At 49.0% G+C, this 24,688-nt stretch carries 17 protein-coding genes; 16 read left to right on the top strand and 1 reads right to left on the bottom strand.

Features of this window, described 5'->3' with window-relative positions; genetic code table 11:
- Positions 1-377 precede the first annotated feature (377 nt).
- The 4 genes from AB4Z45_RS15810 to AB4Z45_RS15795 are packed head-to-tail and all read left to right on the top strand — an operon-like array spanning position 378 to position 5,896.
- Positions 378-1,061 carry an ABC transporter ATP-binding protein gene (locus tag AB4Z45_RS15810; RefSeq protein WP_441880612.1) on the top strand — a complete coding sequence of 228 codons (684 nt, stop codon included), beginning with the start codon at positions 378-380 and terminating at the stop codon, positions 1,059-1,061.
- Positions 1,009-2,094: an efflux RND transporter periplasmic adaptor subunit gene (locus tag AB4Z45_RS15805; RefSeq protein ID WP_441910286.1), complete on the top strand. Its 1,086-nt coding sequence runs from the start codon at positions 1,009-1,011 to the stop codon at positions 2,092-2,094. The genes AB4Z45_RS15810 and AB4Z45_RS15805 overlap by 53 nt, the downstream gene beginning before the upstream one ends.
- A 55-nt stretch (positions 2,095-2,149) precedes the next feature.
- On the top strand, positions 2,150-5,017 hold the full coding sequence (locus AB4Z45_RS15800) for an FtsX-like permease family protein (RefSeq protein ID WP_441910285.1): 2,868 nt from the start codon (positions 2,150-2,152) through the stop codon (positions 5,015-5,017).
- A gap of 3 nt (positions 5,018-5,020) precedes the next feature.
- A complete protein-coding gene (locus AB4Z45_RS15795; protein WP_441910284.1) occupies positions 5,021-5,896 on the top strand; it encodes an ABC transporter ATP-binding protein in 876 nt (291 codons plus the stop codon).
- Positions 5,897-6,055: 159 nt separating this feature from the next.
- Here the strand turns inward: AB4Z45_RS15795 and AB4Z45_RS15790 are convergent, their stop codons facing one another.
- Positions 6,056-6,817 carry a response regulator transcription factor gene (locus tag AB4Z45_RS15790; protein WP_441910283.1) on the bottom strand — a complete coding sequence of 254 codons (762 nt, stop codon included), beginning with the start codon at positions 6,815-6,817 and terminating at the stop codon, positions 6,056-6,058.
- Between the two features lie 381 nt (positions 6,818-7,198).
- Here AB4Z45_RS15790 and AB4Z45_RS15785 point away from each other — a divergent pair, with 381 nt between their 5' ends.
- The 12 genes from AB4Z45_RS15785 (at position 7,199) to AB4Z45_RS15730 (ending at position 24,578) form a co-directional block, all read left to right on the top strand.
- Positions 7,199-8,581 carry an ABC transporter substrate-binding protein gene (locus AB4Z45_RS15785; RefSeq protein ID WP_441910282.1) on the top strand — a complete coding sequence of 461 codons (1,383 nt, stop codon included), beginning with the start codon at positions 7,199-7,201 and terminating at the stop codon, positions 8,579-8,581.
- Between the two features lie 95 nt (positions 8,582-8,676).
- A complete protein-coding gene (locus AB4Z45_RS15780) occupies positions 8,677-11,571 on the top strand; it encodes an extracellular solute-binding protein (protein ID WP_441910281.1) in 2,895 nt (964 codons plus the stop codon).
- Positions 11,572-11,591: 20 nt separating this feature from the next.
- Complete coding sequence (locus tag AB4Z45_RS15775; RefSeq protein WP_339204238.1) at positions 11,592-12,548, top strand: carbohydrate ABC transporter permease; 957 nt, start codon at positions 11,592-11,594, stop codon at positions 12,546-12,548.
- Between the two features lie 14 nt (positions 12,549-12,562).
- Complete coding sequence (locus AB4Z45_RS15770; protein ID WP_441910388.1) at positions 12,563-13,426, top strand: carbohydrate ABC transporter permease; 864 nt, start codon at positions 12,563-12,565, stop codon at positions 13,424-13,426.
- 16 nt (positions 13,427-13,442) lie between these two features.
- A complete protein-coding gene (locus AB4Z45_RS15765) occupies positions 13,443-14,900 on the top strand; it encodes a hypothetical protein (protein WP_441910280.1) in 1,458 nt (485 codons plus the stop codon).
- The gene (locus tag AB4Z45_RS15760; RefSeq protein WP_441910279.1) at positions 14,893-15,519 is read left to right on the top strand and encodes a Yip1 family protein; all 627 of its coding nucleotides are present in this window, start codon (positions 14,893-14,895) and stop codon (positions 15,517-15,519) included. Before AB4Z45_RS15765 ends, AB4Z45_RS15760 begins: the two co-directional genes overlap by 8 nt.
- Before the next feature lie 17 nt (positions 15,520-15,536).
- Positions 15,537-18,089 (top strand): DUF5696 domain-containing protein, encoded by a 2,553-nt coding sequence (locus tag AB4Z45_RS15755; protein ID WP_441910278.1) that lies wholly within the window; start codon positions 15,537-15,539, stop codon positions 18,087-18,089.
- A complete protein-coding gene (locus tag AB4Z45_RS15750; protein ID WP_441910277.1) occupies positions 18,086-18,994 on the top strand; it encodes a carbohydrate ABC transporter permease in 909 nt (302 codons plus the stop codon). Before AB4Z45_RS15755 ends, AB4Z45_RS15750 begins: the two co-directional genes overlap by 4 nt.
- A 16-nt stretch (positions 18,995-19,010) precedes the next feature.
- Positions 19,011-19,961 (top strand): carbohydrate ABC transporter permease, encoded by a 951-nt coding sequence (locus AB4Z45_RS15745; RefSeq protein ID WP_339209718.1) that lies wholly within the window; start codon positions 19,011-19,013, stop codon positions 19,959-19,961.
- A 128-nt stretch (positions 19,962-20,089) separates the two neighbouring features.
- The gene (locus AB4Z45_RS15740; protein WP_441910276.1) at positions 20,090-21,373 is read left to right on the top strand and encodes an endo-1,4-beta-xylanase; all 1,284 of its coding nucleotides are present in this window, start codon (positions 20,090-20,092) and stop codon (positions 21,371-21,373) included.
- A 127-nt stretch (positions 21,374-21,500) separates the two neighbouring features.
- On the top strand, positions 21,501-23,030 hold the full coding sequence (locus AB4Z45_RS15735) for a glycoside hydrolase family 43 protein (RefSeq protein WP_441910275.1): 1,530 nt from the start codon (positions 21,501-21,503) through the stop codon (positions 23,028-23,030).
- A gap of 33 nt (positions 23,031-23,063) precedes the next feature.
- On the top strand, positions 23,064-24,578 hold the full coding sequence (locus AB4Z45_RS15730) for a glycoside hydrolase family 43 protein (RefSeq protein ID WP_441910274.1): 1,515 nt from the start codon (positions 23,064-23,066) through the stop codon (positions 24,576-24,578).
- Positions 24,579-24,688: the final 110 nt, after the last annotated feature.

The following is a 24,688-nucleotide window of genomic DNA, read 5'->3' as shown; positions in this document are numbered from 1 at the left end:
AGAAGATCGTTCTGGAGAAACGAAGTGTTCGCCTTTGTAGCCGGATTTTTACCTTTAAATGACTTAGTCAATCAAAAAATCTGGTTACAACCGCGATCGTAAGAATGATCTTCTCGCGCAGCGACCAAAACGAGAAACTTTAGTTCAACTTATATAGTTCAATTGAAAAAAGGCCTTAGCTTGCGATTTAGGGTTCAATTTGTTGTTTTTTAGTTGTTAATCGAGACCAAAGCTATCGTTTATAGGGTAAACGAACAAGAAATGAACAGGTACTTCTACAGAAATGAAAGCGTTAAAATAAATAGTAATAACGGGGAAAAATGAGGAGGTTAGCGGTATTGGCGAAGTTAGAATTGCCGGGAGAAGCAATCGGCGGGATGATTCTGAAGGCGGTCGGCCTTAAGCGTGTATTCGGTAGAGGCAGCGGCGCCGTCACCGCGTTATCGGATGTTCATTTGGCTATACCGGCCGGATCGATGGTTGCGCTTAAGGGCAGGTCCGGTTCAGGCAAGACGACTTTGCTGAATATGCTCAGCGCGCTTGACGAGCCAACGGAAGGGCAAGTGTTTTTCCGAGACAGAGAAATTACGCGTATGCCCGGAAAAGAGAGAAGTGCTCTGAGGCGCAAAGAAATCGGCCTCGTCTTCCAGTCATTTGGACTTATTCCGCTCATGAATGCATACGAGAACGTGGAATTCGGCCTGCGCGTTGCGGGCACGCCGTTTAAGGGCAATCGGGAGGCGGCGGAACGGGCATTGGAGCAGGTTGGAATGAAGGAAAGAATGAAGCACCGGCCGGCCGAGCTCTCAGGAGGAGAGCAGCAGCGCGTGGCGATCGCAAGGGCAATTGCCCACGAGCCTGTGCTGCTCATCGCGGACGAGCCGACGGCGGAGCTCGATAGTCGAATGGGCTTTCAAGTAATGAGAGTATTCCGGGAGCTCGTTAATCGTTCTGGTATGACGGTCGTTCTGACCACGCATGACCCGGGCATTATGGAGCTTGTCGATCATGTCATTTCATTGGAGGATGGAAGAATTGTATCGCAAACGAACATCGAATAAGGGAGGCGGACCGCTGCTTTCAGGCGTGCGCCGATCGGCAGTGGCGTTGGCATTGATGCTAGCGCTGTCCGGATGCGGCCTTCTCCCTGCAGAGCAATCTGCTTTGCAGCCGCCGCTTGTTCAGCCGGCGCAGGAGCAATTGGATATCGTAGAAGCAAGCCGCGGATCGATTCAGACGTATCTGAAAGGAACGGCTCATTTCGTTTCCTCGAGCGCGGAGAACTTGTCATTCAAGGAATCGGGAGGCCGGCTCAAAGCAATCAAGGTAAGCGCCGGGCAGGAAGTTCACGCTGGCGATCTGCTCGTGGAGCAGGAAACCGGTGATCTTGAGCTTCAGGTTAGCCTTCAACGGCTTAACGTGGAACGAGCAGAGCTGCTGTTCAAGCAAGCGTATCTTGACGGCGCGTCGACCACTGACTTGCGTTTGCGCGAAATCGATCTCGAACGCGAGAAAATATCGCTTCAGTCGATGGAGAAGCGTCTTGCCAAATCACGTCTTTATGCGACCCTATCCGGAACGGTGACGTTCGTGGAGACGCTGAATGCGGGCGACTTTGTGAACGCCTACCAGGCTATCGTATCGATTGCGGATACGTCCCGCATTCAGCTTACGTATGTTGCAGCAGACATGAAGGAGGTACAGCCGGTCGAAGCAGGAATGCCGGTCAATTTGAAATACAAGGGAAAGGCGTATACGGGCAAAGTGCTGCAATCTCCTTCGACTGTTCCTATCGGAACGGATGGATCCAAAGCAGAGCGCAATGCTGTAACGCTCTACATGAGCATGGATAAGGCCCCGGCAGGTATCCAAATCGGAGATAGCGCCGAGCTGACGATCGAGCTTCAGAAGCGCGAGAACGTCATCATCCTGCCTCGCTCGGCCATTCGTTCTTACATGGGGCGCTATTACGTACAGGTGGCGGAAGGCGAGCGACGCAAGGAGGTCGACGTTGAGGTGGGGCTGATAACGCCGACGGAGGCCGAAATCATTAAGGGACTCGAGGAAGGCCAGAAGGTCATCTTGAACAACTAACTAACAATGAAGACCGGGTACAGCAATGTATCCGGCGCTGGGATGGGGTGTACGTATGGCCTTATGGACGATGATCCTTCGAAAGATGGCAAACAACAAGTGGCTGCAGATGAACCTTTGGATCGGCCTTACGGTGTGCGTGGCTTTGTTCAGCTCCATGCCGCTTTACTCCGAAGCCATATTGCAGCAGACGCTGCAGAAGGAGCTTCAATCGGTGCAGCTTCAAGAAGGCGTGTATCCGGGATATATTCGCATCGGAACGACAGTATCCTCGTCGACCGTGGACGAGAAGACAGTAGAGGCCATCAGGCGGGCTGACCGATTCGTGCAAACGATACCGGGAAGAGCGGGACTTGAAGCTTTATCCGCTTATCAACAACGCTTCACGCAGCGAATGAAGGTGTACGGAGCGGATGCTACGGATCAGGAGAAGCAGTCGCAAAAGGCGGCGGGCAGCATCAAGTCGCTATCCGGTCTTGAGAAGCGCGTTCGCCTGATCGACGGCGTGATGCCAGCCGTACGCACGGACGGCATTTACGAGGCTCTCGTTACGCAGAAGTTCCTTATTGCGACGAAGCGTGATCTCGGGGATGAATTGATCGCGGAAGCGCCGGACAAAATGAAGTTCCGCTTTATCGCGGTAGGGATCATGGAGACGGATCCGACTGCTGATCCTTATTTGCCTTATCTCGCTTCAGAGGACAGCGATGGTTTTATTATTCCATTCGATCAATTCGAGAGCGATTTTATAATTGGAGGCAAGACGAAGCTCGCGAGCCTCGATTGGCGCGTGGCGCTTGATTACGAGAAGTTAACGATCGATTCGATTGATGCATTCGTACAGGCCGACAAGGACATCAGGCGATATTTCCGTGGTCGCATCGGCGTCGACGAAGTCAATATCCCTGCCACATCGACTGTGGATGCCTATCAAGGAAAGCAAGAGAAGCTTGATATCATGATGCTGTCTCTTTATTCGCCGGTCATGCTGATGCTCGCCTTTTATCTCTACATGGCCGCCAATCTTATTATTGAACGGCAAAAGACGGAGATTTCCGTCCTGCGCAGCAGAGGGGCAAGTCGTCTGCAGATTATGACGGCCTATACGTTCGAGAGTCTATTTCTTGGCGTTAGCGCACTTGCGGTTGGACCTTTTCTCGGCATTCTGTTCACTAAAGTATTAGGCGCCTCGAACGGTTTCCTAGAGTTCGTCGATCGTTCGGCCCTTGAGGTCAGTCTGACCAGCAGCGCTTACTTGATGTCAGGTGCAGCGGTAGCTGCCGCATTGGTTTTGACTCTCATACCGGCTTTCATGGCGACCAGAGTCAGCATCGTCAGTCATAAGCAGCAGAATGCCCGCCATAACAAGCTGACGTTTTGGCATAAGACTGGACTTGATTTTATCCTCGTCGGCGTTGCTATGTATTTGCTCTATAATTTCAACAAACGGCAGGAGGATTTGCAGCGGTTAGGGCTTGATTCGGATGCTTTCCAGCTCGATCCGATGCTGTTTCTGATGCCTTCGCTTTTTGCTCTCGGGGGCGGCTTGCTGCTGCTGCGGGTTTATCCGTGGTTCATACGTCTAATCTATTGGGCAGGCCGCAGATGGTGGTCGCCAGCGTTGTACAACACGCTAATACAGATTAGCCGATCGTCCGGTCAGTATCAGACGATCAAGCTGTTTCTGATCATGACCGTGGCGACAGGACTCTTTAGCGCGAATGCGGCCCGAACCATAAACGACAACATGGAGAGCAAGATTCAGTACGCCATCGGAGCGGATATGTCGATTATGACCCGCTGGGAAAGCGATGCGCGTCCCTCAACCTATATGTCGTCGGCCTCTCAAACACTGACCGAACCGACACCGTCCAGCTCGAGCCGGGTAAATTACATCGAGCCGCCGTTTCAGCCGTTCGAAGAGCTGGAAGGCATTGAGGCGAGCGCTAAAGTATTTAAGAAAGAGAATGCGCGCTTCGTCACGCCTGCCAGCGGGGCAAGCGGAGCGACGACGCTCTTTGGCATCGACACGATGAACTTCGGCCAGACGACATGGATGAAGGATGGGCTGCTTGACTATCCCATTAACGGCTACCTTAATCTCCTCGCGCCTAATACGAAGGCGGTACTGATCTCTCGTTCAATCGCGAAGAAGGCAAAAGTAAAGCCAGGCGACACTATCAGCTTGTCCTGGGACGGGCTCGATCAGGCGCAATTCGTCGTCTATGGCATTATCGACTATTGGCCAAGCTGGAATCCGCTTCCTACGGGCAGCAAGGATAATGAAAAAGCGGTTCAGCCCAACTTGATCGTAGGCCATCTCGGAACAATTCAGAAGAGACTTGCTGTAGAGCCATACGAAGTATGGCTGAAACTGAAGGATGGCGTTACAAGCCAATTCGTCTACGACCAACTGGCTGAGAAGAAGCTGCGAATCATCCAGCTTCAGGATGCCACGCAAGAGCTGATTGAATCGAAAAACGATCCGTTCAGACTCGCAATCAATGGCGTTATGACACTCGGATTCGTTATCTCCATGCTCATTAGCTTTTTCGGCTTCTTGCTGTTCTGGGTGCTCACGCTGTCAGGTAGAACACTTCAATACGGCGTACTCGGGGCAATGGGTATTCGGTTCGGACAAATAATCGGCATGCTCGTCAGCGAACAATTGCTGACTTCGGGAGCGGCAGTTGTTCTGGGTGTTTTCATCGGCAATTCGATAAGCGAGCTATTCGTACCGCTCTTCGAGATGTCCTTCGCAACGAAGGATCAAGTGCCGCCTTTTGAAATGATTCAGCAGCTCAGTGATTATTTGCAGCTGTACAGCATCGTCGGCATTACGCTGACCCTGGGTTTGCTTATTCTCGGTTACCGCTTGTCGAGAATCCGGATTGCACAAGCACTCAAGCTTGGAGAGGAGTAAACGATGATTAGAAGTGAAGGACTCGTCAAAATTTACAAAATGGCGGATCTTGAGGTGTTCGCTCTGCAAGGTCTGGATCTACAGGTCGAGGCCGGCGAGCTAATGGCGATTATCGGCAATTCAGGCAGCGGCAAGTCGACTCTCCTGAATATGCTGGGGGGACTTGACAAGCCGTCGGCCGGCAAACTTTATGTGGACGGCAAAGACCTGCTGAAGTTTGGAGAAAAGGAACTGGTAGACTATAAGCGCGATACAGTCGGTTTTGTATGGCAAAACAATGCGCGTAATCTAATTCCTTATTTAACGGCGCTTGCTAATGTGGAGCTTCCGATGCTGCTTCGCGGCAAGCACCGGCGGGCACGGGCTATGGAGCTACTGGAGGCGGTGGGGCTTGGCCACCGGATGAAGAACAGGCTGAATGAGCTGTCAGGCGGTGAACAGCAGCGGGTGGCGATCGCAATTGCGCTTGCCAACGATCCGAAGCTGCTGCTCGCCGATGAGCCAACAGGATCCCTCGATACGAACACATCGAATCAAGTACTCGATTTGTTCCGAGCGCTTAATCGATCGATCGGAATTACGATCGTAATTGTAACGCATGATCCGGAACTGGCTCGCAAGGTGGACCGGGTCGTCCAGATTAGGGATGGCAAAACGTCGGCAGAGATGATCCGCAAAGTCTCGTACGCTGATGAGCTGGCCATGTTGGATGCCGAAAGCGCCATGCTGGAGGCGGAGAGCCACACGGAATATGCGGTGCTGGATAAAGCGGGTCGGTTGCAAATTCCTTCCGGTTTCCTAGACACGGAAGGATTCAAAGAAATCAACAAGGTGCGGGTAGAAATGGAGGATGGCCGCATTGTCCTCTATCCGCGTTAGGAACGCACGGAAAGTTAACGTAGCAGCAAACTTAAAAAGTATGACGTGATTGGGAAACCTCCTATAAAAAAGCAAAAACCTCATTTCCCGCTATTAGGCGAGGATGAGGTTTTTTTGCTAGAAATGTCAGACGAATCCGCCAAGCAAAAATGTAAGCGGTTACGCGATAATGGAAAACAACTTACGATATTCGTTAGCACTTACACCGGTATACGCTTTGAACTTTTTATAGAACCAATCCATCTCCGAATATCCGATCTCATTCGCGATTTCGTACACCTTCATGTCCGTATTCTCAAGCAGCAGCTTTGCTTTCTCCATGCGCTGCTGCAGCAAATATTCATTGAAGGTCATATTTTCCTGATACTTGAATTTTTGACCTAAATACGAGCAATTGAAATGCAGACTGTTGGAAATTTGCTTTAAGGTAATATTTTGATGCAGCGATTCATCGACATATTCCTTGACCCTCTCGATGATATTAGGCTGAGGCTGGGCATCATTTTCCACAGGCGTCCATGATAGCGCTTTATTTTTATCGTTTACACAATCAAGCTCGCCTTTGACGGTCAGAAGACATGAAGTCAGTTCAACAGAAGAAACAGGGTCTGGCAAATAATCGTTTACTTGGTAATAGAGAGCCTTTCGGGCAAGCTGGAAGTCGTTGCTTCCGCCTATCAAGACGAGCGGTACGCGGCTCTTCCGGCGAATGTAATCACAAAGAAACAAGGCGTCATGGTGAGAGCCGTTCATGCCGACCAGGATGAGCGAAAAATAGTTTCGATCGAGAAATTCGATAGCGTCCGCAGAGCTGTTCGCATAAGCGTCCAATTCAAATCCAATTCCATTCCACTCTGGCATATGTTGCAACATCTCCATCGACGATGTGGAGTCATAGTCGACAAGCAGCACTTTATACACGATGGTTACCTCCCAATTGCATTTGCTTGAGCGTAAACGTCTACCGCCGTCTTTGGCTGTAAAAGCTAACGTTTCGCTGTGAAATATAAGCACAGTAAATCAACAGATGCTTTACATTCTTATACTTGTACTTAGGGGTTTCCCTGACGGGAGATAAGTCTACGCTTTAATTATGTAAATTGGGGGCAGTGGATACAACGTGCTTTTCTTTGCATTGCCTGCAGGTTTTTACTTGTTGAAAAAAAAACGGCTTTTGGTGAAAGTAAATGATTTCCAATCTAGAATATGACGGGTAATAAACCTGATATTCAACAGGTTGTTGCTTGCCTTATGAAAGCGCTACACTTTCGAGGTAGTTCAATATGTTAAGGGGGATTCGCAATGAAGATTCGTAAATTAATGGTTTTGTTATGCGCGCTCGTTCTCGTTCTTTCTGCATGCAGCAGCGGTTCGGGCAACAGCAAGAACAACGGAACAAACGGCGGCTCGAAAAATGGCTCGGGCAATGCGGGCACGGAGACGACCGTTCCTGAGGGCGACGGAGAAGAAGAGTTATACAGCTCGCCCGAGATGGACTTCGACATGGGTGGAAGAACGATCAAAGTCGTTGCCTGGTGGGATATGGCGATAAAAGAAGACAATCCGGATAACATACAACGCAAGAAAAACCTCGATGAACTGATGAAGAAGCATAACTTCAAAATGGAATACGTAGCGGTCGACTTCGGCGAATATCAACAAAAAGTAACAGCATCCTTGCTTGCGGGCGAACCGCTTGGCGATATCGTCCGTTTGGGAAGAAACTATACGATCCCGACATTGGTTAAGCAAGATTTGCTATGGCCGGTCGACGAGTATACGAAAAACACGAAAGTGTTCAATCAAAAGGCGACAAACGAATTCTTTGCTTATGAGGGCAAAGGCTATGCGTTCACAGAAGACCAGGGCAACCTGATTCAAGGCATTTTCTACAATCGGACGCTCTTGAATCAGCTTGGCATCAAGGCGCTTCAAGATTATGTGAACGAAGACAACTGGAATTGGGATACATTCGTTCAAGCAGCGAAAGAAGCCAATAAAGATACAAACAACGACGGCAAGCTGGATACTTGGGGGCTTGCAAATTCTCAAGTTGTCGAGCATGCGATGTATTCGAACGGTGCTCACCTGACGAAAGGTGACAAGCAAAACCTGGATGATCCAGCAACGCAGGAAACATTGAATTTCTTGTCGAAACTCGCAACCGAACAAGTGTACAGACCGACTGAGGGTGGAGATTGGACGGAGCCTGGACAGTTTTTCCGTCAAGGAAATACGCTCATGTATGCCGGTGCCATTTATGAACTGAATGGCTTCAAAACTGATATGCCGGATGCGGATATCGGCTTCGTACCGTTCCCTAAAGGACCAAGCGCAACGGAATATCATTCCGGCGAAGGCGCCTACCAAGCAATAACAATTCCAAAGGCAGTGGAGCATCCAGAGCAGCTGCTTTACATTTGGGAAAAAATTAACGATATCGACTCCGAATACGACTATCCGGGTCAGGCGTCCCTTGAAAGCAGTTTTGCGAACGAGGATGACATTAACAACGCCAAGCTAGTTGGATCTGGCATGATCGTATTCGACCATGGCACGTACGGCGATGCTTTGAAGTTCTGGGACTTTGTCGGAGAGATCAACAGCGGGGTATCGGTATCTACAGTTGTCGAGAAGTATAAACCGGTATTCCAAGCGGCGATTGATGCGGTGTATGGTTCTTAACATGTAATAAAGGGTGAGAGACAGTCCCCATTTTAGAACTATTTCTAATGGGGACTGTTGTTGAATTTAACTTCTTACTGCAGGAGGGAGAAAAGTTGAACTTCAGAAAGAAGAACTACATCGCAATTATACTCGTTCTCACCGTAGTGGCAACTTCTATATGGGCTTTCTACCCTTCAGATTCGAAGGATAGCAGACGCGTAATGGCCATGGGAGATTTCGACGCTGTTACGGCATCAGCAGGAGAAGACAGTTATGATGCGTATTTGACTAGCCACATAAATGCTGGTCGGCCGGAAGAAGTCATCCGAATAGAGGGCGAGAAGTTCTCGGGAACGACTGGAGAAGGGTTCGACATAGCGGACGATTTAGAAGGACTGTCCGGCAAGGCGGTTGTCACTCCGGATAACGGCTCCATTGTGTGGGATGTACTGGTAAAACAAGCGGGTCTGTACAACATAAGAATTCATTATTTGCCGATCGAGGGAAAAAGCTCTGCGATCGAAAGGCAGTTTGCCATTAACGAAAAAGTCCCTTTTAAGGGAGCGGATATTTTATTATTCGATCGCGTTTGGGGAAATCGACAGGACGAAATCGAGCGTGACGATCGCGGCAATGAAATCAGGCCAAGGCAGGTAGAAAAACCAGCATGGCAAATCGGAATTTTCACGGATCGAAATGGATATTATGACGAGCCTTACTCCTTTTACTTTGAGAGCGGGCAGCAATCGTTTTCCTTGACGGCCTTAAGGGAACCGATGGCGATTGATTATATTGAGCTGTATCAGGAACCAGTTTTGTATTCGTATGAGGATATGAAGAAAGAGTATGAGACCAAAGGAATCAAGGCAGTATCGGATCAATACCTTGAAATCCAAGCGGAGGACGCGGTCGCCAAATCATCTCCTACGTTATATCCGCTGGCGGACCGGTCGAGTCCGACGGTCATCCCTTACAATGTGTCGAAGCTTCGAATCAATACGATCGGCGGAACAAACTGGAAGCTTCCTGGACAGTGGATCGAGTGGGAGTTTGAGGCCCCGGAAGACGGCTTATATCAGATCGCGTTAAAGCAAAAGCAGGATACGCTGCGCGGCATATACGCCACTCGAAGCCTGACGATTGACGGAGAGACTCCTTTCCTGGAGATGAAGCGCTTGCGCTTTAATTTCAACATGGATTGGGAGATGAACGTACTGGGCGATGAAGAAGAGCCGTATTTGTTCCATTTGTCCAAGGGAACGCATCGCATTCGAATGGAAGTTTCACTCGGCGATATCGCCCCGCTCATTCGAACGATTGAATCCAGCGTGCTGCAGCTTAATGAGATGTATCGGAAAATATTGATGATTACGTCAAATACGCCCGATCCGTTCCGTGATTACCAATTAGGGAAGCGGATACCGGACATGGTTAAGACATTCGAAGAGCAAGCCGTAATCATACAGAACGTAGCCGATTATTTAGAGAAATCGACAGGAGAGCGGAGCGACAAAGTAGCCGTTCTTCATACCATGGTTGGTCAATTAAAGGAAATGATCAAAAATCCGGAAACGGTTGGCAATCGCTTAACCGCATTTAAAACGAATGTCGGGGGATTAGGCACGTGGATTCTCACAGTTCGCGAGCAACCGATTAAGCTGGATTATCTCATTGTGTCCTCTCCAGACAAGAAGCTTCCGAGAGCGGGAGCGACTTTTTTTCAAGAGATGAAGCATGAGCTTGGTGCGTACTTTGCTTCTTATACCGAGGACTATGACAGCATCGGCAATACGGGAGGAGAGCAGGACCGTAAGATAACGGTGTGGATTACAACGGGACGGGATCAAGCACAGGTGCTTAAGAGCTTAATCGACGATTCCTTCACGCCGGAGTCGAATATCGCGGTTGATTTAAGGCTTGTACCGGGGAACATCTTGCTTCCGGCAACACTGGCAGACGAGGGACCTGACGTTGCCATGCAAATCGGTGAGGACATCCCCGTGAACTATGCGATGCGGGATGCTGCGACAGACTTGACTCAGTTTAGTGATTTCGATGAAGTAGCCTCGCGTTTCCATGACAGTGGACTTACGCCTTACAAGTACGATCAAGGCGTCTATGCACTGCCTGAGCAGCAGTCGTTCCCGATGCTGTTCTATCGGAAGGATATTCTTGAGGAGCTGGGGCTTGCGCCGCCTAAGACATGGCAGGATATTTACAACATGATTTCCGTCCTCCAGAAGCACAACATGGAGTTTTGGCTGCCAATCGAGGCTACGAACGCAAGTCTCGTACCGAATGCGACCTTCTCTATGCTGCTTTATCAGAATGGCGGCGAATTCTATCGTGATGACGATAAGAAGAGTGCGCTTGATACGGATTTATCTATGGAAATGTTTAAGAAGTGGACGCAATTTTATACGAACTACAAATTCCCGGTACTGGCAGACTTCCCGAACCGATTCCGTACGGGCGAGATGCCAATCGGCATTGTGGACTATACAACATATAACATGCTGACGGTGCTCGCGCCTGAGATTAAAGGGCTGTGGGAGTTCACGCTCGTTCCTGGTACGGAGCAAGATAACGGAACCGTTAATCATGCGGTAGCTAGTCATACGACTGGCGTTATGATGATGGAGAATGCCGATAATAAGGAAGCGTCCTGGGAATTTATGAAATGGTGGACCAGCAAGGATACGCAAATTGCTTACGGTAGAGAGATGGAAGGTTTAATGGGCGAAGCTGCACGTTATCCAACTGCTAACGTAGAAGCACTTGCAGAATTGCCTTGGCCAATCAAGGATTACAACAATCTGTCCAGTCAGTGGGAGTGGGTTGAAGGCATACCTCAAGTGCCGGGCGGTTATTTCACCGGCCGACATCTGGACAACGCCTTCCGCAGAGTCGTCAACGCGAACGAGAATTCTAGGGAAGCGCTTAACGATTATGTGCTCTACATTAACGATGAAATCGAGATTAAGCGGAAAGAATTTAATTTACCGTAATTGTTTGGGGGTGGAGTTCATTGCAAGCCGAAACAACCAGTCAAGCCGTATCTAATCTTATCCATCCGAAGAAAAAATCGAAGTTGTCCCATGTATGGACGGAATTGAAAAAAAATAAGCATTATTACCTTCTGATGAGCCCATACATGCTTATTTTCTTTACCTTTACGGTTATTCCGGTCGTATTCTCGCTCATACTTAGCTTTTTTTACTTCAACATGCTCGAATTTCCGCGGTTTGTCGGATGGCAGAATTACTCCAGATTATTTCTGAACGACGACATCTTCATGATTGCATTGAAGAACACATTCATCTTCGCAATCATTACCGGTCCGGTCAGCTATATTGCCTGCTTTTTCTTTGCGTGGGTTATTAACGAGCTGTCACCTAAGATACGGGCGGTTATGACTTTGATCTTCTATGCGCCGGCGATTTCTGGAAACGTGTTTTTTATCTGGCTGATTGTATTTTCGGGCGACCGCTATGGTTATTTGAACGGATTCCTGATTAAATTCGGATTTATTCTGGAGCCGATCCAATGGCTGACTAATGAAAAATACATTCTTATGATTGTCATGATCGTGCAGCTATGGCTCAGCTTAGGCACAAGCTTCCTTGCCTTTATAGCAGGACTGCAAACGATTGATCGGACGCTGATAGAGGCGGGTGTTGTAGACGGAATAAAAAACCGCTGGCAGGAGTTATGGTTCATTACGCTGCCTTCGATGAGGCCGCAGCTGCTGTTCGGCGCCGTTTTGCAAATTACGGGATCTCTCGCGGTGGCCGATATTACGATCGCGCTCGCGGGTTTCCCGAGCGTCAACTATGCGGCGCACACGATTGTAACCCACCTGATGGATTACGGCACGATTCGATTCGAGATGGGTTATGCCTCGGCGATTGCGACCGTTTTGTTCGGTATTATGATCGGGACTAACAAATTGACGCAAAAACTGCTCAGAAAGGTAGGTGAGTAACGTTGGTCGTTAAAATGATGACCGTATTTCGGACGACGAAGCGCCTGAACCGTTCGTTTACGGTTAGCTTCATCTTGTTCGCGTTTCTCGCCGTGTTCGGAGCTTTTATGGTGCTGCCTCTGCTTTATGCAGTGAACAACGCCTTCAAGCCGCTGGACGAATTATTTATCTTTCCGCCGCGTTTTTTCGTTAATAATCCGACATTGGATAACTTCTATGACCTGATCGCCTTGATGGGCAATTCATGGGTACCGTTATCGCGTTACATTGCCAATACAGTGCTTATTACTCTCATCGGAACTGTAGGTCATATTTTGCTTGCTTCCGCCGCGGCTTACCCGCTCGCTAAATATCAATTCCTCGGATCGAAGACGCTTTTCTCGATCGTGGTTCTGTCGCTGATGTTCTCGGGTCATGTCACAGCGATTCCAAACTATATGGTGATGTCTTGGCTCGGCTGGATCAATACGCATGCATCTATTATCGTTCCTTCGCTCGCTTTTCCATTAGGCCTATTCCTAATGAAGCAATTCATGGAGCAGCTTCCGACGGCATTGCTGGAAGCCGCCAAGATTGATGGAGCGAGCGAGTACCGGATCTATTGGAGCATCGTGATGCCGAATGTGAAGCCTGCTTGGCTAACCCTTATGATTTTGCAGTTTCCTATGCTATGGGGAACCGATGGAGGCAGTTTCATCTACAGTGAGAACCTGAAGACGCTTCATTACGCACTGGGACAGATTACGCAGGGCGGTATCGCGCGCGCTGGCGTTGGGGCGGCCGTCGCGCTCATATTAATGGTCGTACCGATCACGCTCTTCGTCATCTCGCAAAGCAGCGTCATTCAGACGATGGCGACTTCCGGGATGAAAGAGTAGAGAGGAGACTTGCACGATGTTGAAGAGAAAAACGAAACTAAGGGCTTATCTCCTTGCGGCCATATGCTGCGTATTCGGCATAAGTGCGGGAGGATCGATTGCTTATGCGGCGGATGGCGATTCTTACAACTATTCGGTTTGGGGAGAATCTGTCGTATCTCCTTCCGCCTATGAAGCGACGACTTTAATGACCGGGACTACGCTCGGTGTAGGCGCGTTTAAAGATCCAAGCGATCTGCACGTCACGGTAGACAATGAAATCTATGTGCTGGATTCAGGAAATAACCGAATCGTCGTGTTGGACGAAGATTATCGTCAGAAGGCAATCATCGACACCTTCAATAACGCCGGAGTAAACGATACGTTTCTGAATCCTCAAGGTATCTTCGTAACCGACCAGAAGCATTTGCTGATCGCCGATACGGGGAACAAGCGAGTCGTTCATCTGGATGAGAAAGGCCGTTTGGAGCAAATCGTAGATAAGCCTGAATCCGATCTGCTGCCGGCCAACTTCAATTTTCAACCGGTGCGGGTCGTCATGGATAAAGCGCAGCGCATCTATGTCATGGCGATAGGTGTGTTCGACGGACTAATGGAGTTTAGCGCGGAGGGTGCGTTCACTTCTTACATCGGAGCGAACCGTGTCTGGGTAGATCCGGTGGAGCTGTTCTGGAAGCGGCTGTCGACGAAGGCGCAGCGCAGCCAAATGGTGATGTTCACACCAACAGAGTTTACCAATATGGACATTAATGACGAAGGCTTCATTTACGCGACCAGCGGTGATTCGGGCGACACCATTCGTAAGCTGAACGCCCAAGGCAATGATATTTTGCGAAGAACCGGTTTTTACAAACCACAGGGCGATATTAACTTTACGAGCGATCTTGGACCTTCCAGACTTATAGACGTCGATATTACGGACAGTGAAATCTACTCGGTTCTTGATTCGAAGAGAGGTCGGATTTTCACTTATAACGGAGACGGGCAATTCATGTACGTGTTCGGAGGCATGGGCAATCGGATCGGAGAGTTCAACACGCCGGTTGCTATTGAACGGGTTGGGGACGATTTCCTCGTTCTGGACAAGGCGTTCGGCGAAATGACGTTGTTCCAGACGACGGAGTACGGCCGGACGTTGAATGCAGCAGTCAGAAGCTATTACAAGGGCGAGGAAGACAAGGCGCTTCAGCTCTATGAGAAGACTATTAATATGAACACGAATTTGGATTTCGCTTATTCCGGCATCGGCAAGGCGATTCTGAGGCAGGGCGACTACAACGATGCGATGCGTTACTTCAAGCAAAGCCTTGATCAACCCAACTATTCCAAGGCGTTTCTCCTTTACCGCAAGGAAGTGCTAAGAGCAAACTTCAGCACCGTTATGACGGTTGTCATCGGATTAGCCGCCGTTACCCTGATCGTAAGGATCTACCGGAAAAAGCGGGCTAGAAAGAGGGGCGTTTCGTTTGAATAAAGAGTACATTAAATTTCCATTTTATGTTATCATGCATCCCTTTAACGGTTATTGGGAGCTGAAATACGAACAGAACAAGAAGCTGAACTTGATCTTGTCGTTCGGGATTCTGCTGATGCTTATCTTGACTAACGTACTAAGCAGCCAGTACAGCGGGTTTCTAGTTAACATCTACAATCCTGAATACATGAACAGCTTAATGGAGATCACTTATGTTCTCGTACCAGTCTTATTCTGGTGTGTAGCGAATTGGTCGCTTACGACTCTAATGGATGGTGAAGGTAAATTCGTGGATATCTTCACATCCACCTGCTTCGCACTGCTGCCTTTGGTTATTGTCAACTTCCCGTGGATTTGGCTAAGCAATGTCATTTCCATGCAAGAGACAACGTTTTATTATTTCTGCAACAGCTTTGCCGTTCTATGGTCGGTATATCTTCTGTTCGTTGGAAATATGACCGTTCATCAATTCACACCAAGCAAAACAATCGTAACGATTATGCTCTCGCTGATTGCCATTGGGTTCATGGCGTTTCTCTGCTTATTGTTTTTTAGCTTGATTCAACAAATTATTACCTTCATCACGATCTTATATCAAGAAATCACCTTGAGGAATTAGGAAAGGAGGAACGTTAGATGCGTATGGCCAGAAATGCCATCTTGTCCGCGTTTCTCGCAACCGGACTGCTGGTCGCCGGCTGTTCCAGCTCGGGTACCGCAAACCAAGCGGAAGACGCGCAGCAGCTAGAGGCGGCATTCGTGCAAGGAAAGGCGCTTAACGCTTCGTTCACGGATGCGCGTCTCGCCGATATGAAGGGAATCGCCGAGAATGAGCGGCTTAGGCTGTTCATCAACGAGGAGACGGGCGCTATTGCCGTGCTTAACAAAAGCGGAGGCGAAGTATGGCATAGCAATCCCCTCGAAGCGGAGGCTGATCCTGTCGCAACCGGGGTGAATAAGGGTTTGCTGTCCTCGCAATTGAAAATAGATTACTATAACAGCTTCGGACAGGTCAATTCGATTAATACGTTCCTGGACAGCGTTGCATACGAACAGGTTAAATATGAAACGATTGATAGCGGAGTTAAAGTAACCTATAAATTTGGTAAAGCCGAGAGATCTGCCATGGATCTGCCTCTCATGTTAAGTATGACTCGTTTTGATGAGTTGTCGGGCAAGCTGGATAAGGCAGGTCAACGTGCTTTGCGTATTGGGTATACAAAAAATGAGGATAAAGCGGTCTATGCTCGGAATGACCAAGCGCTGAATGGTCTTCAGCTTGATCGTGCGTTCAAAGCATTCGAGGATGCCGGCTATACGCAAGAGGATCTGGAGAAGGATATGGCTGAACTGAATTTTTCGCAAGATTCGCCTGCACCGAGAATTTTCCTCGCTTCCATCGAGTATAAGCTCGATGCGGACTGTCTTGTTGTTAGGGTCCCATCACAGGAAATTCAGTCTCCTAGCGAGTATCCGGTCAGCAGCGTCTCAATGCTAAGCTTCTTTGGCGCAGCGGGGAGTAAGGAGAAAGGCTCGATCTTCGTTCCGGACGGCTCCGGCGCTCTCATCTCGTTCAATAACGGCAAGACGAAGTACCCTGCGTACCAGCAGGCGGTTTACGGTAATGACCAGGCAATGGAGAGGGTCGAGAACGCTGTTAACGAACAAACCGTTAGGCTGCCGGTTTTCGGCATGATCAGGGACGGCAACGCATTTCTTGGCATTATCGAAGAAGGCGCGCCTGTTGCGACGATCAATGCGGATATCAGCGGCAAATTGAACAGCTACAATTATGTTTATCCGACCTTCAACGTTACGAACAAAGGGGAGCTTACGCTCCAGGCGAACGGATCGGAGCGAACATTGCCGAAATTCCAGGAACATCCGATGAAAAGTGATTTTACGGTGCGTTATGCCTTCCTTACGGGCGAGTCAGCATCGTATCAGGGCATGGCGGAGTATTATCGTGAATATTTGGAGCGCCAGGACGGATTACCGGCTCCGAAGAAGGGGAGCGGGGATAGTGAGCTTCCGTTCTACGTTCAGGTCGTGGGAAGCATTGCGAAACAGAAGCATTTCGTCGGCGTCCCGTACATGACGCTCGAGCCGCTTACCACTTTCAAGCAGACGCAGGAAATGATTAGCGAAATGAAGAAGCTCGGCATCGCTAATATTAAGCTTCGATATGCTGGTTGGTTCAACGGCGGACTCGATCATAAAGTACCCGATGACCTGTCGGTAGACCATGCGATTGGCGGTGCAAAAGGCTTGCGCAGCTTGGCGTTGTTCGCGAAGGAGCAGGACGTAGACCTCTATCCTGACGTAGCAATTCTAACCGCGCATACGGGGAAGGGATTCGACGAGAAGGAGGAAGCATCGCGTTCTCTGCGTGGCGTACCTTCGTCATTCTATCCTCTTGACCTTGCGCTAGGGCGACGAGACCGCTCGAAGTCCCCGTCCTATGTCGTATCGCCGAGGCGTGTCGGCACTTACGTGGATGCTATTCTAAAGGACATGAAAGGTTTCAATGCGGACGGGATTTCGCTTCGTGATATGGGCGACAAGTTGAATAGCGATTTCCGCAAAAACAAACAAATCGACCGTACAGAGTCGGAAGATATTTCTACTCAGGCGCTGAACAAAATTCGTGAAGCAAACTTGAATATTTTGGCCGAGGGCGGCAATGCTTACACACTGCCTTACTTATCAGATATTACAAACGCACCTTTAACGAATAGTCGCTATAAGCTTGAGGATCAAGAAATTCCATTTTTCCAAATGGTGATTCGCGGAAATATCAATTACACGGGTTCGCCATATAATTTGACCAGCTACACGAATGTAAGACAATATATTCTGAAATGTCTCGAGTACGGCTCCGGCGTATACTTCGAATGGATTCACGAGCCGAATTACAAGGTTAAGGATACGGAATTCAGCAAGCTATATGCAGTCAATTACGAACAGTGGCTGGAGCAGGCTGCACATATTTATGCTGAAGTGAACGGTGTACTGAGTAAAGTTCAGAATGAGCGTATCGTTGCGCACGAGAAACTAGCTGAAGGCCTGTTCAAAACCGTGTATGAAAGCGGGACGTACGTCATCGTTAACTACAATGCGACGAAAACAACAATAAACGGGATGACGATAGAGGCCGAGGGTTATGTGACGGGTGGTGAGCAATCTTGAAAACGATAACGAAGCTGGTATTCAGATCAAGAACGTACAACGAGCAGAAGGCTTTGTGGGGCTTTCTGTACGTGCTGCCCTGGCTGCTTGGATTTCTATTTTTCTTTTTTATTCCTTTATTGACTTCACTGCAATACAGCTTAAGCTCAATTAAGGCCAATGCGAACGGGATGACTATGAAATATATCGGATTCGCGAACTATATTGAAGCGCTCACCGTAAATACGAGCTTTAATCGAATATTAACGGAATCGGTCGTTAATATGGTCGTAAACGTTCCGCTTATCGTTATTTTCAGCTTGTTTCTGGCTGTGCTGCTGAATCAAAAGTTCGTCGGGCGAGCACTGGCAAGATCGATCTTTTTCCTTCCAGTTATACTTGCTTCCGGCGTCATTGCGACTTTGGAGGCATCAAGTCTGGTGCAAGCGATCAATGAACAAAATGCGAACGGGGGCGTATTCTCGAGCGGTACGCTAGAGCTGGCGAACATTATGGTGAGATCAGGCGTCAATGAGGATATTGTCTTGTACTTGATGGATGCTGTCGAAAGGATTTATCAGATCGTCAGTCAATCCGGTGTGCAAATTCTTATTTTCCTAGCTGGGATTCAGACCATCTCGCCGCAGCTGTATGAGGCCTCCAAAATCGAAGGGGCAACCGGGTATGAGGCATTCTGGAAAATTACGTTTCCGATGGTCAGTCCGCTCATACTCGTAAACGTCATTTATACGATTATCGACTCTTTCTCCAGGAACAACATGACGACGCTAATCAAAGAAACCGGCTTTACCACCTTTAATTTCGGGCTTAGCTCGGCGATGGCGTGGATCTACTTCCTGGTCATCATGATCATTCTATTAGTTAGTGCATACTTCATATCCAAGCGGGTCTTCTACCAGGAATAGAAGGAGAGTGAAAACGTTGATATTGGCCCGATTGTTATCGTTGGAAAGCTGGAAGCGAGGGCTGTGGACGATCGTTCGGCTCGTGCTGATCATCGGATTGTCGTTCGTTATCTTGTATCCCATTATTCAAAAAATTTCGACGGCGATCAAAGATAAGGCGGATCTGTATTCGCCGATCGTCGTGTTTATTCCAGAGCACTTTACGCTCGACAATTTCAAGCAAGCGATCTCTATTATGGATTATTGGGAAACGCTGGCAAATACATTTGTGCTATCTAGCATGACGACGATCATGACCGCCGCATCCTGCGCGTTCGCAGGTTATGCGTTCGCCAGGCTGAAGTTCAAAGGAAGCAATCTGCTGTTTGCTGGCGTTATATTAACCATCTTGGTTCCGCCTACGACCATCCTAATTCCGATCTATATGAACTTGAAGGACTTTACGCTTCTAGGCGTGATCCCGCTGCTAACCGGCGGAAAGTCCTTGAATTTGCTTAATTCTTACTGGCCGTTTATTCTAACTTCCCTTACGGCGAATTCGTTGAAGGCGGGGCTGTACATCTTCATCTTCCGGCAGTTTTTCCGTGGTATTCCGAAGGAGGTGGAGGAAGCGGCATACATCGATGGGGCGGGCGTTGGCTCGACGTTCCTTCGTATCATGCTGCCGAATGCGATTCCGTCCATTGTTACCGTATTGCTCTTCTCCTTTGTGTGGCAGTGGAATGATAGTTTCTTCACGACAACCTATCTGACGTCGAGCAAAGTGATGTCCACGCAGTTGTCGTCCCTTCCTTACAACTTGCAAATTTTGCTAGAAGGCGGCGCAACGACCAACAAAGACCCGTTCTTCATGAGCATGGTGCAGGATACCGGTATTTTGCTTGCGATTCTGCCGCTCGTTATTCTTTATTTGTTCGTTCAAAGATACTTCGTCGAAAGTATCGAGCGTACTGGAATCGTCGGTTAAGAAAAGTACTGACGCATGTATAGCGCCTTGGGGGGCCAGCTACTTCGGCCAGCGCCCGCAGGGCGCTTATTGCTGCTTAGAGATTTGGAGTGCAAAACAAGATTACGAATGAAAGGCGGGCAAACGAATTGAGTCAAAAAAGAAACAAGCTAATATACAGCATTATAGCTGCTGTCACCTTAATTGCAGTTGTTGCTGTGCTTATTCTCAATAAGCATCAAGCGGAAACAGTGAATGAAACGGCTGCGCTTCAAACGGAAGCACCTGCTGGCAGCGTCAATCCTGAAGATGGCCAGCCTACAAGCACGATTGAAGCGACTCCGGCGCAAGCAGTGAAGCCAACTCCGACGCCGGAACCATCGGTCGAGCAGGATATTCCATCGCTTGCGGAGACATTCGCTGATTATTTTCCGATCGGAGCTGCCATCGAGCCGGCCCAGATGGAGGGCCTAAAGGCAGAGATGCTCAAGAAGCACGTGAACTGGCTTGTTGCGGAGAACGTGATGAAGCCCGATGCGATTCAACCTACGGAAGGTAAATTCAATTGGGGGAATGCGGATCGAATCGTAGCGTTCGCGAAAGAAAACAACATGGAGGTGCGCTTCCATACCTTGCTTTGGCATAGTCAGGTCGGCGCTTGGTTCTTTAAGGATGCGGAGGGCAAGCCGATGGTTGAGGAGACAGACGCGGCTAAGCGCGAAGCGAACAAAAAGCTGCTGCTGCAGCGAGTCAATACGCATGTCCGCACAATTGTCGAACGATACAAGGACGATATCCAATCATGGGACGTTGTCAATGAAGTAATAGAGCCAGCCGATCCGGACGGGATGCGAGCTAGCGAATGGTATAAGATAACGGGTACAGACTTTATCGAGACGGCATTCCGAGCGGCACGCGAAGCGGGCGGAGCCGAGGCAAAGCTGTACATTAATGATTACGGAACGGACAATCCGGCGAAGCGAGACCGATTGTATGAGCTTGTGAAGGAAATGCTGGACAAAGGCGTACCGATCGATGGTGTTGGTCATCAGACCCATATCGACCTATTCGGGCCGACGGTGAATTCTATTATCGAATCGATGAAGAAGTTTGCTGAGCTAGGTCTTGATAATCTCGTTACCGAGCTGGATATGAGTCTCTACGCATGGAACGATCGCAGCGATGTTGGCAGCGATATACCGGTTGATCTGCTGCAGAAGCAGGCGGATAGATATCGCGAGCTGTTTGAGGCTTTCAGAGACAATAAGGACATTCTTAGCGGCGTCGTATTCTGGGGCATCGCGGACGACCATACGTGGTTGAACAGCTTCCCGGTGACGCGTACCAATGCGCCATTCTTGTTCGACAAGCAGCTTCACGCGAAGCCGGCATTCTGGGCGGTCGTCGATCCATCTGGGCAAGTACGACCATAAAAGTATAAAAAGTACCGCCTATAATTTATGTGGGAAAACCTATAGATAGACGGGTTGTTGCCGAGGTGCATACAGGCTAGACTGGTTGGATGATGGACTAATCCAGCCCTACTAGGAGGAGCTAGCGATGAACAAAACAACAATAACGAACCCGGTCATCTGGGCGGACGTTCCGGATCCGAGCGTGATCCGTGTAGGATCGACCTTCTATATGGTCAGCACAAGCATGCATTCGATGCCAGGCTGTCCGATTATGAAGTCCGAAAACCTGCAGAATTGGGAGCTTGTTAATTACGTATACGAGACGTTCGAGGATAATGACGCACACAATTTGCTTGACGGTAAAGGCATTTACGGCAAGGGATCATGGGCTGCCAGCTTACGCTATCGCGACGGTATCTTTTATGTGTGTTTCTCGAGTCTGGATATGAATCAGTTCTATGTGTATACGACTGAGGATATCGAGAACGGGAAATGGGAACGAAGCGTTATTCAAGGACTTCACCATGATCCGAGCATGCTGTTCGACGACGATGGCCGTGTGTTTGTCTTCCATGGCAATGGCGATATTCGGATTACAGAGCTGTCTAAGAAAGCAACTGCTCTGAAGCCGGACGGCATCAATCAATTGCTGCTCGAGACGGAGCGAGACGGAATTATGCTTCGTGCCGAGGGCTGCCATGCCTACAAAATCAATGGTTATTATTATTTATTCTTCATCGATTGGCCAAATACAGGTAACAAGCGCCGCAGACAGCTATGCTATCGTTCACGTGAACTGCTCGGTCCATACGAGCACAAGCTAGTACTCGATGATCAAATGGATTATCGGAACAATGGCATCGCACAAGGTGGCATTTTTGATACGTCAGAAGGGGATTGGTATGCGGTACTGTTCCAAGATCACGGGGCCGTTGGCCGTATTCCATGCGTACTGCCGGTCGTTTGGGATAATGACTGGCCAGTTCTGGGGCAACAGGGCAAAGCGCCAAAGACTCTCGAAGTGAAGCTGCCCAGCTCGGAGACAAAACCGCTTGTCATCAGTGATGAGTTTGATTACGGGGAGAATCGTCTAGCGCTTCATTGGCAATGGAATCATAATCCCGACAATGGTAAATGGTCGGTAACGGAGCGACCGGGCTGCTTGCGCCTAACGACGGGACATATCACGAATAGCGTAGAATTTGCCCGCAATACGTTAACACAGCGTACAGAAGGTCCGGCATGTGTCGGTACAACGGTTATGGACATCAAGGCTATGAAACCGGGCGACCGTGCAGGGTTAGTGTCGCTGCAATATGCTTTCGGCTCGGTCGGTATTCAGGTCGATGACAACGGCGATTTTTACGTAGCAATGTGCGTCAATGGCAGAGTGGACGACGGTCAAGGCGAAATCACAGTTGAACGCGTAAAGTATGAGGGCGACCAAATCTATTTGCAAATAGAGTGCCAGTTCGATAATGGCGATCGCGAGGATATTGCCTGGTTCCGCTATTCCACGGACGGAGTGAATTGGGTTGTGATCGGAGAACCGTTTCATATGCAATATAGGCTTGAACACTTTATGGGCTACCGATTCGGTCTGTACAATTACGCCACGAAGCAAGCTGGCGGTTTCGTTGATTTCGATTACTTCCGCTATGTGAGTCTGATTTAACTATTTTCGCAACGATAAGGAGAGTGCGCTTGCATGAATTATAACAATCCGGTTATAAGCGGTTTTCATCCGGACCCAAGCGTCTGTCGCTTTGGCGATGATTATTATCTCGTAACGAGTTCCTTCGAATATTTTCCGGGTGTTCCGCTGTTCCACAGCAAGGATCTTGTGAATTGGACGCAGCTCGGCCACGTTTTGACAAGGCCCGAGCAGCTCGATCTAAGCCGTGCACCAAGCTCCGGCGGCATATTCGCGCCTACGATCCGTGAGCATAACGGAACGTTTTATATGGTGACGACGAACGTTACCGCCGGCGGTAACTTCTTCGTACATACGAATGATCCGCGCGGGGAATGGTCGAATCCGATCTTCGTCGACCATCCCGGCATAGACCCAGACTTGTTCTTCGATGAGGATGGAACATTGTATTTCAATTCCTCTGCTCACGGAGATCAGGGTCCTGGCATCTATCAAAGCAAGATTGATCCGAAAACCGGCAAAAGGCTGACTGATCCTGCTTTCCTCTGGACGGGAACAGGAGGCCAGTACCCGGAAGCACCGCATATTTATCGTGTCGGCAGTTGGTACTATTTAATGATTGCCGAAGGCGGCACCGAATACGGCCATATGGAAACGATCGCTAGAAGCGAACGTCCGAATGGACCTTTCGCAAGCTGTCCGCACAATCCAATCTTAACCCATCGAAGCCAGTCGAAAACGATTCATGCAACGGGACACGCAGACCTCGTTCAAACGCCGGACGGAGACTGGTGGGCTGTATTTCTTGGCATCAGGCCGCATGGCTATCCGAATAAACACCATCTCGGCAGAGAGACGTTTCTTTCTCCCGTCACATGGACGGAAGAGGGTTGGCCGATCATTGGCGATAACGGAACGGTCAGCGAGACGATGCCGGCAGGCAATCTTCCGCTGTTGCCTGTAGCCGCTGCCCCAGTTCGGGACAATTTCGATGCGGCGGCGCTTGCACCGTATTGGAATTTTATGCGTTCACCCAATCCGGATAACTGGTGCCTTAGCGAGAAGGATAGTTGTCTAACATTACGGGGCAACGAGACGACGTTGAATGAAATCGGAGCGCCTGCATTTCTAGCGAGAAGACAACAGCATTTCGATTGCAGCGTGTCTACGCATATGGAATTTGCACCTCAGCGTGACGGAGAGGAAGCGGGCATTACCGTTTATATGAACGATCGCTTCCATTATGAGATTGCTTTGACTCGTATCGCTGGCGTGTGCAAAGTCATTTTCCGTAGAAAGCTTGGCAGCTTGTGGAAGATCGAGAACGAGGCGCCGTGGCCGTTCGAATCTATCGTTCTTCATGTGAGCGCGACTCGCGACCTGTATGCTTTCGGATTTTCTGATGGCAACGGAGAACCATTCTGGTTCGGCCATGGAGAGACCTCTCTTCTTGCAACGGAAGTGGCTGGCGGATTTACTGGCGTGCTCTTCGCCTTGTATGCGACCGGAAATGGCGCCAAATCGCAGTCGCTCGCCCATTTTGACTGGTTCGATTATGAATCAAAGTAACAAATTATCCATACGAACAATAAAAGCTTTTCCCATATTACCTGGAAAAAGCTATATTCTACTAAATTGGCAATCAAATTATGTCTAAAGTCAACCTAAACATGAAGAGG

The sequence above is a fragment of the Paenibacillus sp. MCAF9 genome (genome assembly GCF_052114265.1).
Taxonomy (GTDB): domain Bacteria; phylum Bacillota; class Bacilli; order Paenibacillales; family Paenibacillaceae; genus Pristimantibacillus.
The sequence above is the reverse complement of the archived record's forward strand: the minus strand, read 5'-3'. Positions and strand labels throughout refer to the sequence as shown.

Coding starts and splice junctions, on each gene's coding strand:
- AB4Z45_RS15810 (WP_441880612.1), top strand. CDS start 378: ATGATTCTGAAGGCGGTCGGCCTTAAGCGTGTATTCGGTAGAGGCAGC.
- AB4Z45_RS15805 (WP_441910286.1), top strand. CDS start 1,009: ATGTCATTTCATTGGAGGATGGAAGAATTGTATCGCAAACGAACATCG.
- AB4Z45_RS15800 (WP_441910285.1), top strand. CDS start 2,150: ATGGCCTTATGGACGATGATCCTTCGAAAGATGGCAAACAACAAGTGG.
- AB4Z45_RS15795 (WP_441910284.1), top strand. CDS start 5,021: ATGATTAGAAGTGAAGGACTCGTCAAAATTTACAAAATGGCGGATCTT.
- AB4Z45_RS15785 (WP_441910282.1), top strand. CDS start 7,199: ATGAAGATTCGTAAATTAATGGTTTTGTTATGCGCGCTCGTTCTCGTT.
- AB4Z45_RS15770 (WP_441910388.1), top strand. CDS start 12,563: ATGATGACCGTATTTCGGACGACGAAGCGCCTGAACCGTTCGTTTACG.
- AB4Z45_RS15765 (WP_441910280.1), top strand. CDS start 13,443: ATGTTGAAGAGAAAAACGAAACTAAGGGCTTATCTCCTTGCGGCCATA.
- AB4Z45_RS15755 (WP_441910278.1), top strand. CDS start 15,537: ATGCGTATGGCCAGAAATGCCATCTTGTCCGCGTTTCTCGCAACCGGA.
- AB4Z45_RS15735 (WP_441910275.1), top strand. CDS start 21,501: ATGAACAAAACAACAATAACGAACCCGGTCATCTGGGCGGACGTTCCG.
- AB4Z45_RS15730 (WP_441910274.1), top strand. CDS start 23,064: ATGAATTATAACAATCCGGTTATAAGCGGTTTTCATCCGGACCCAAGC.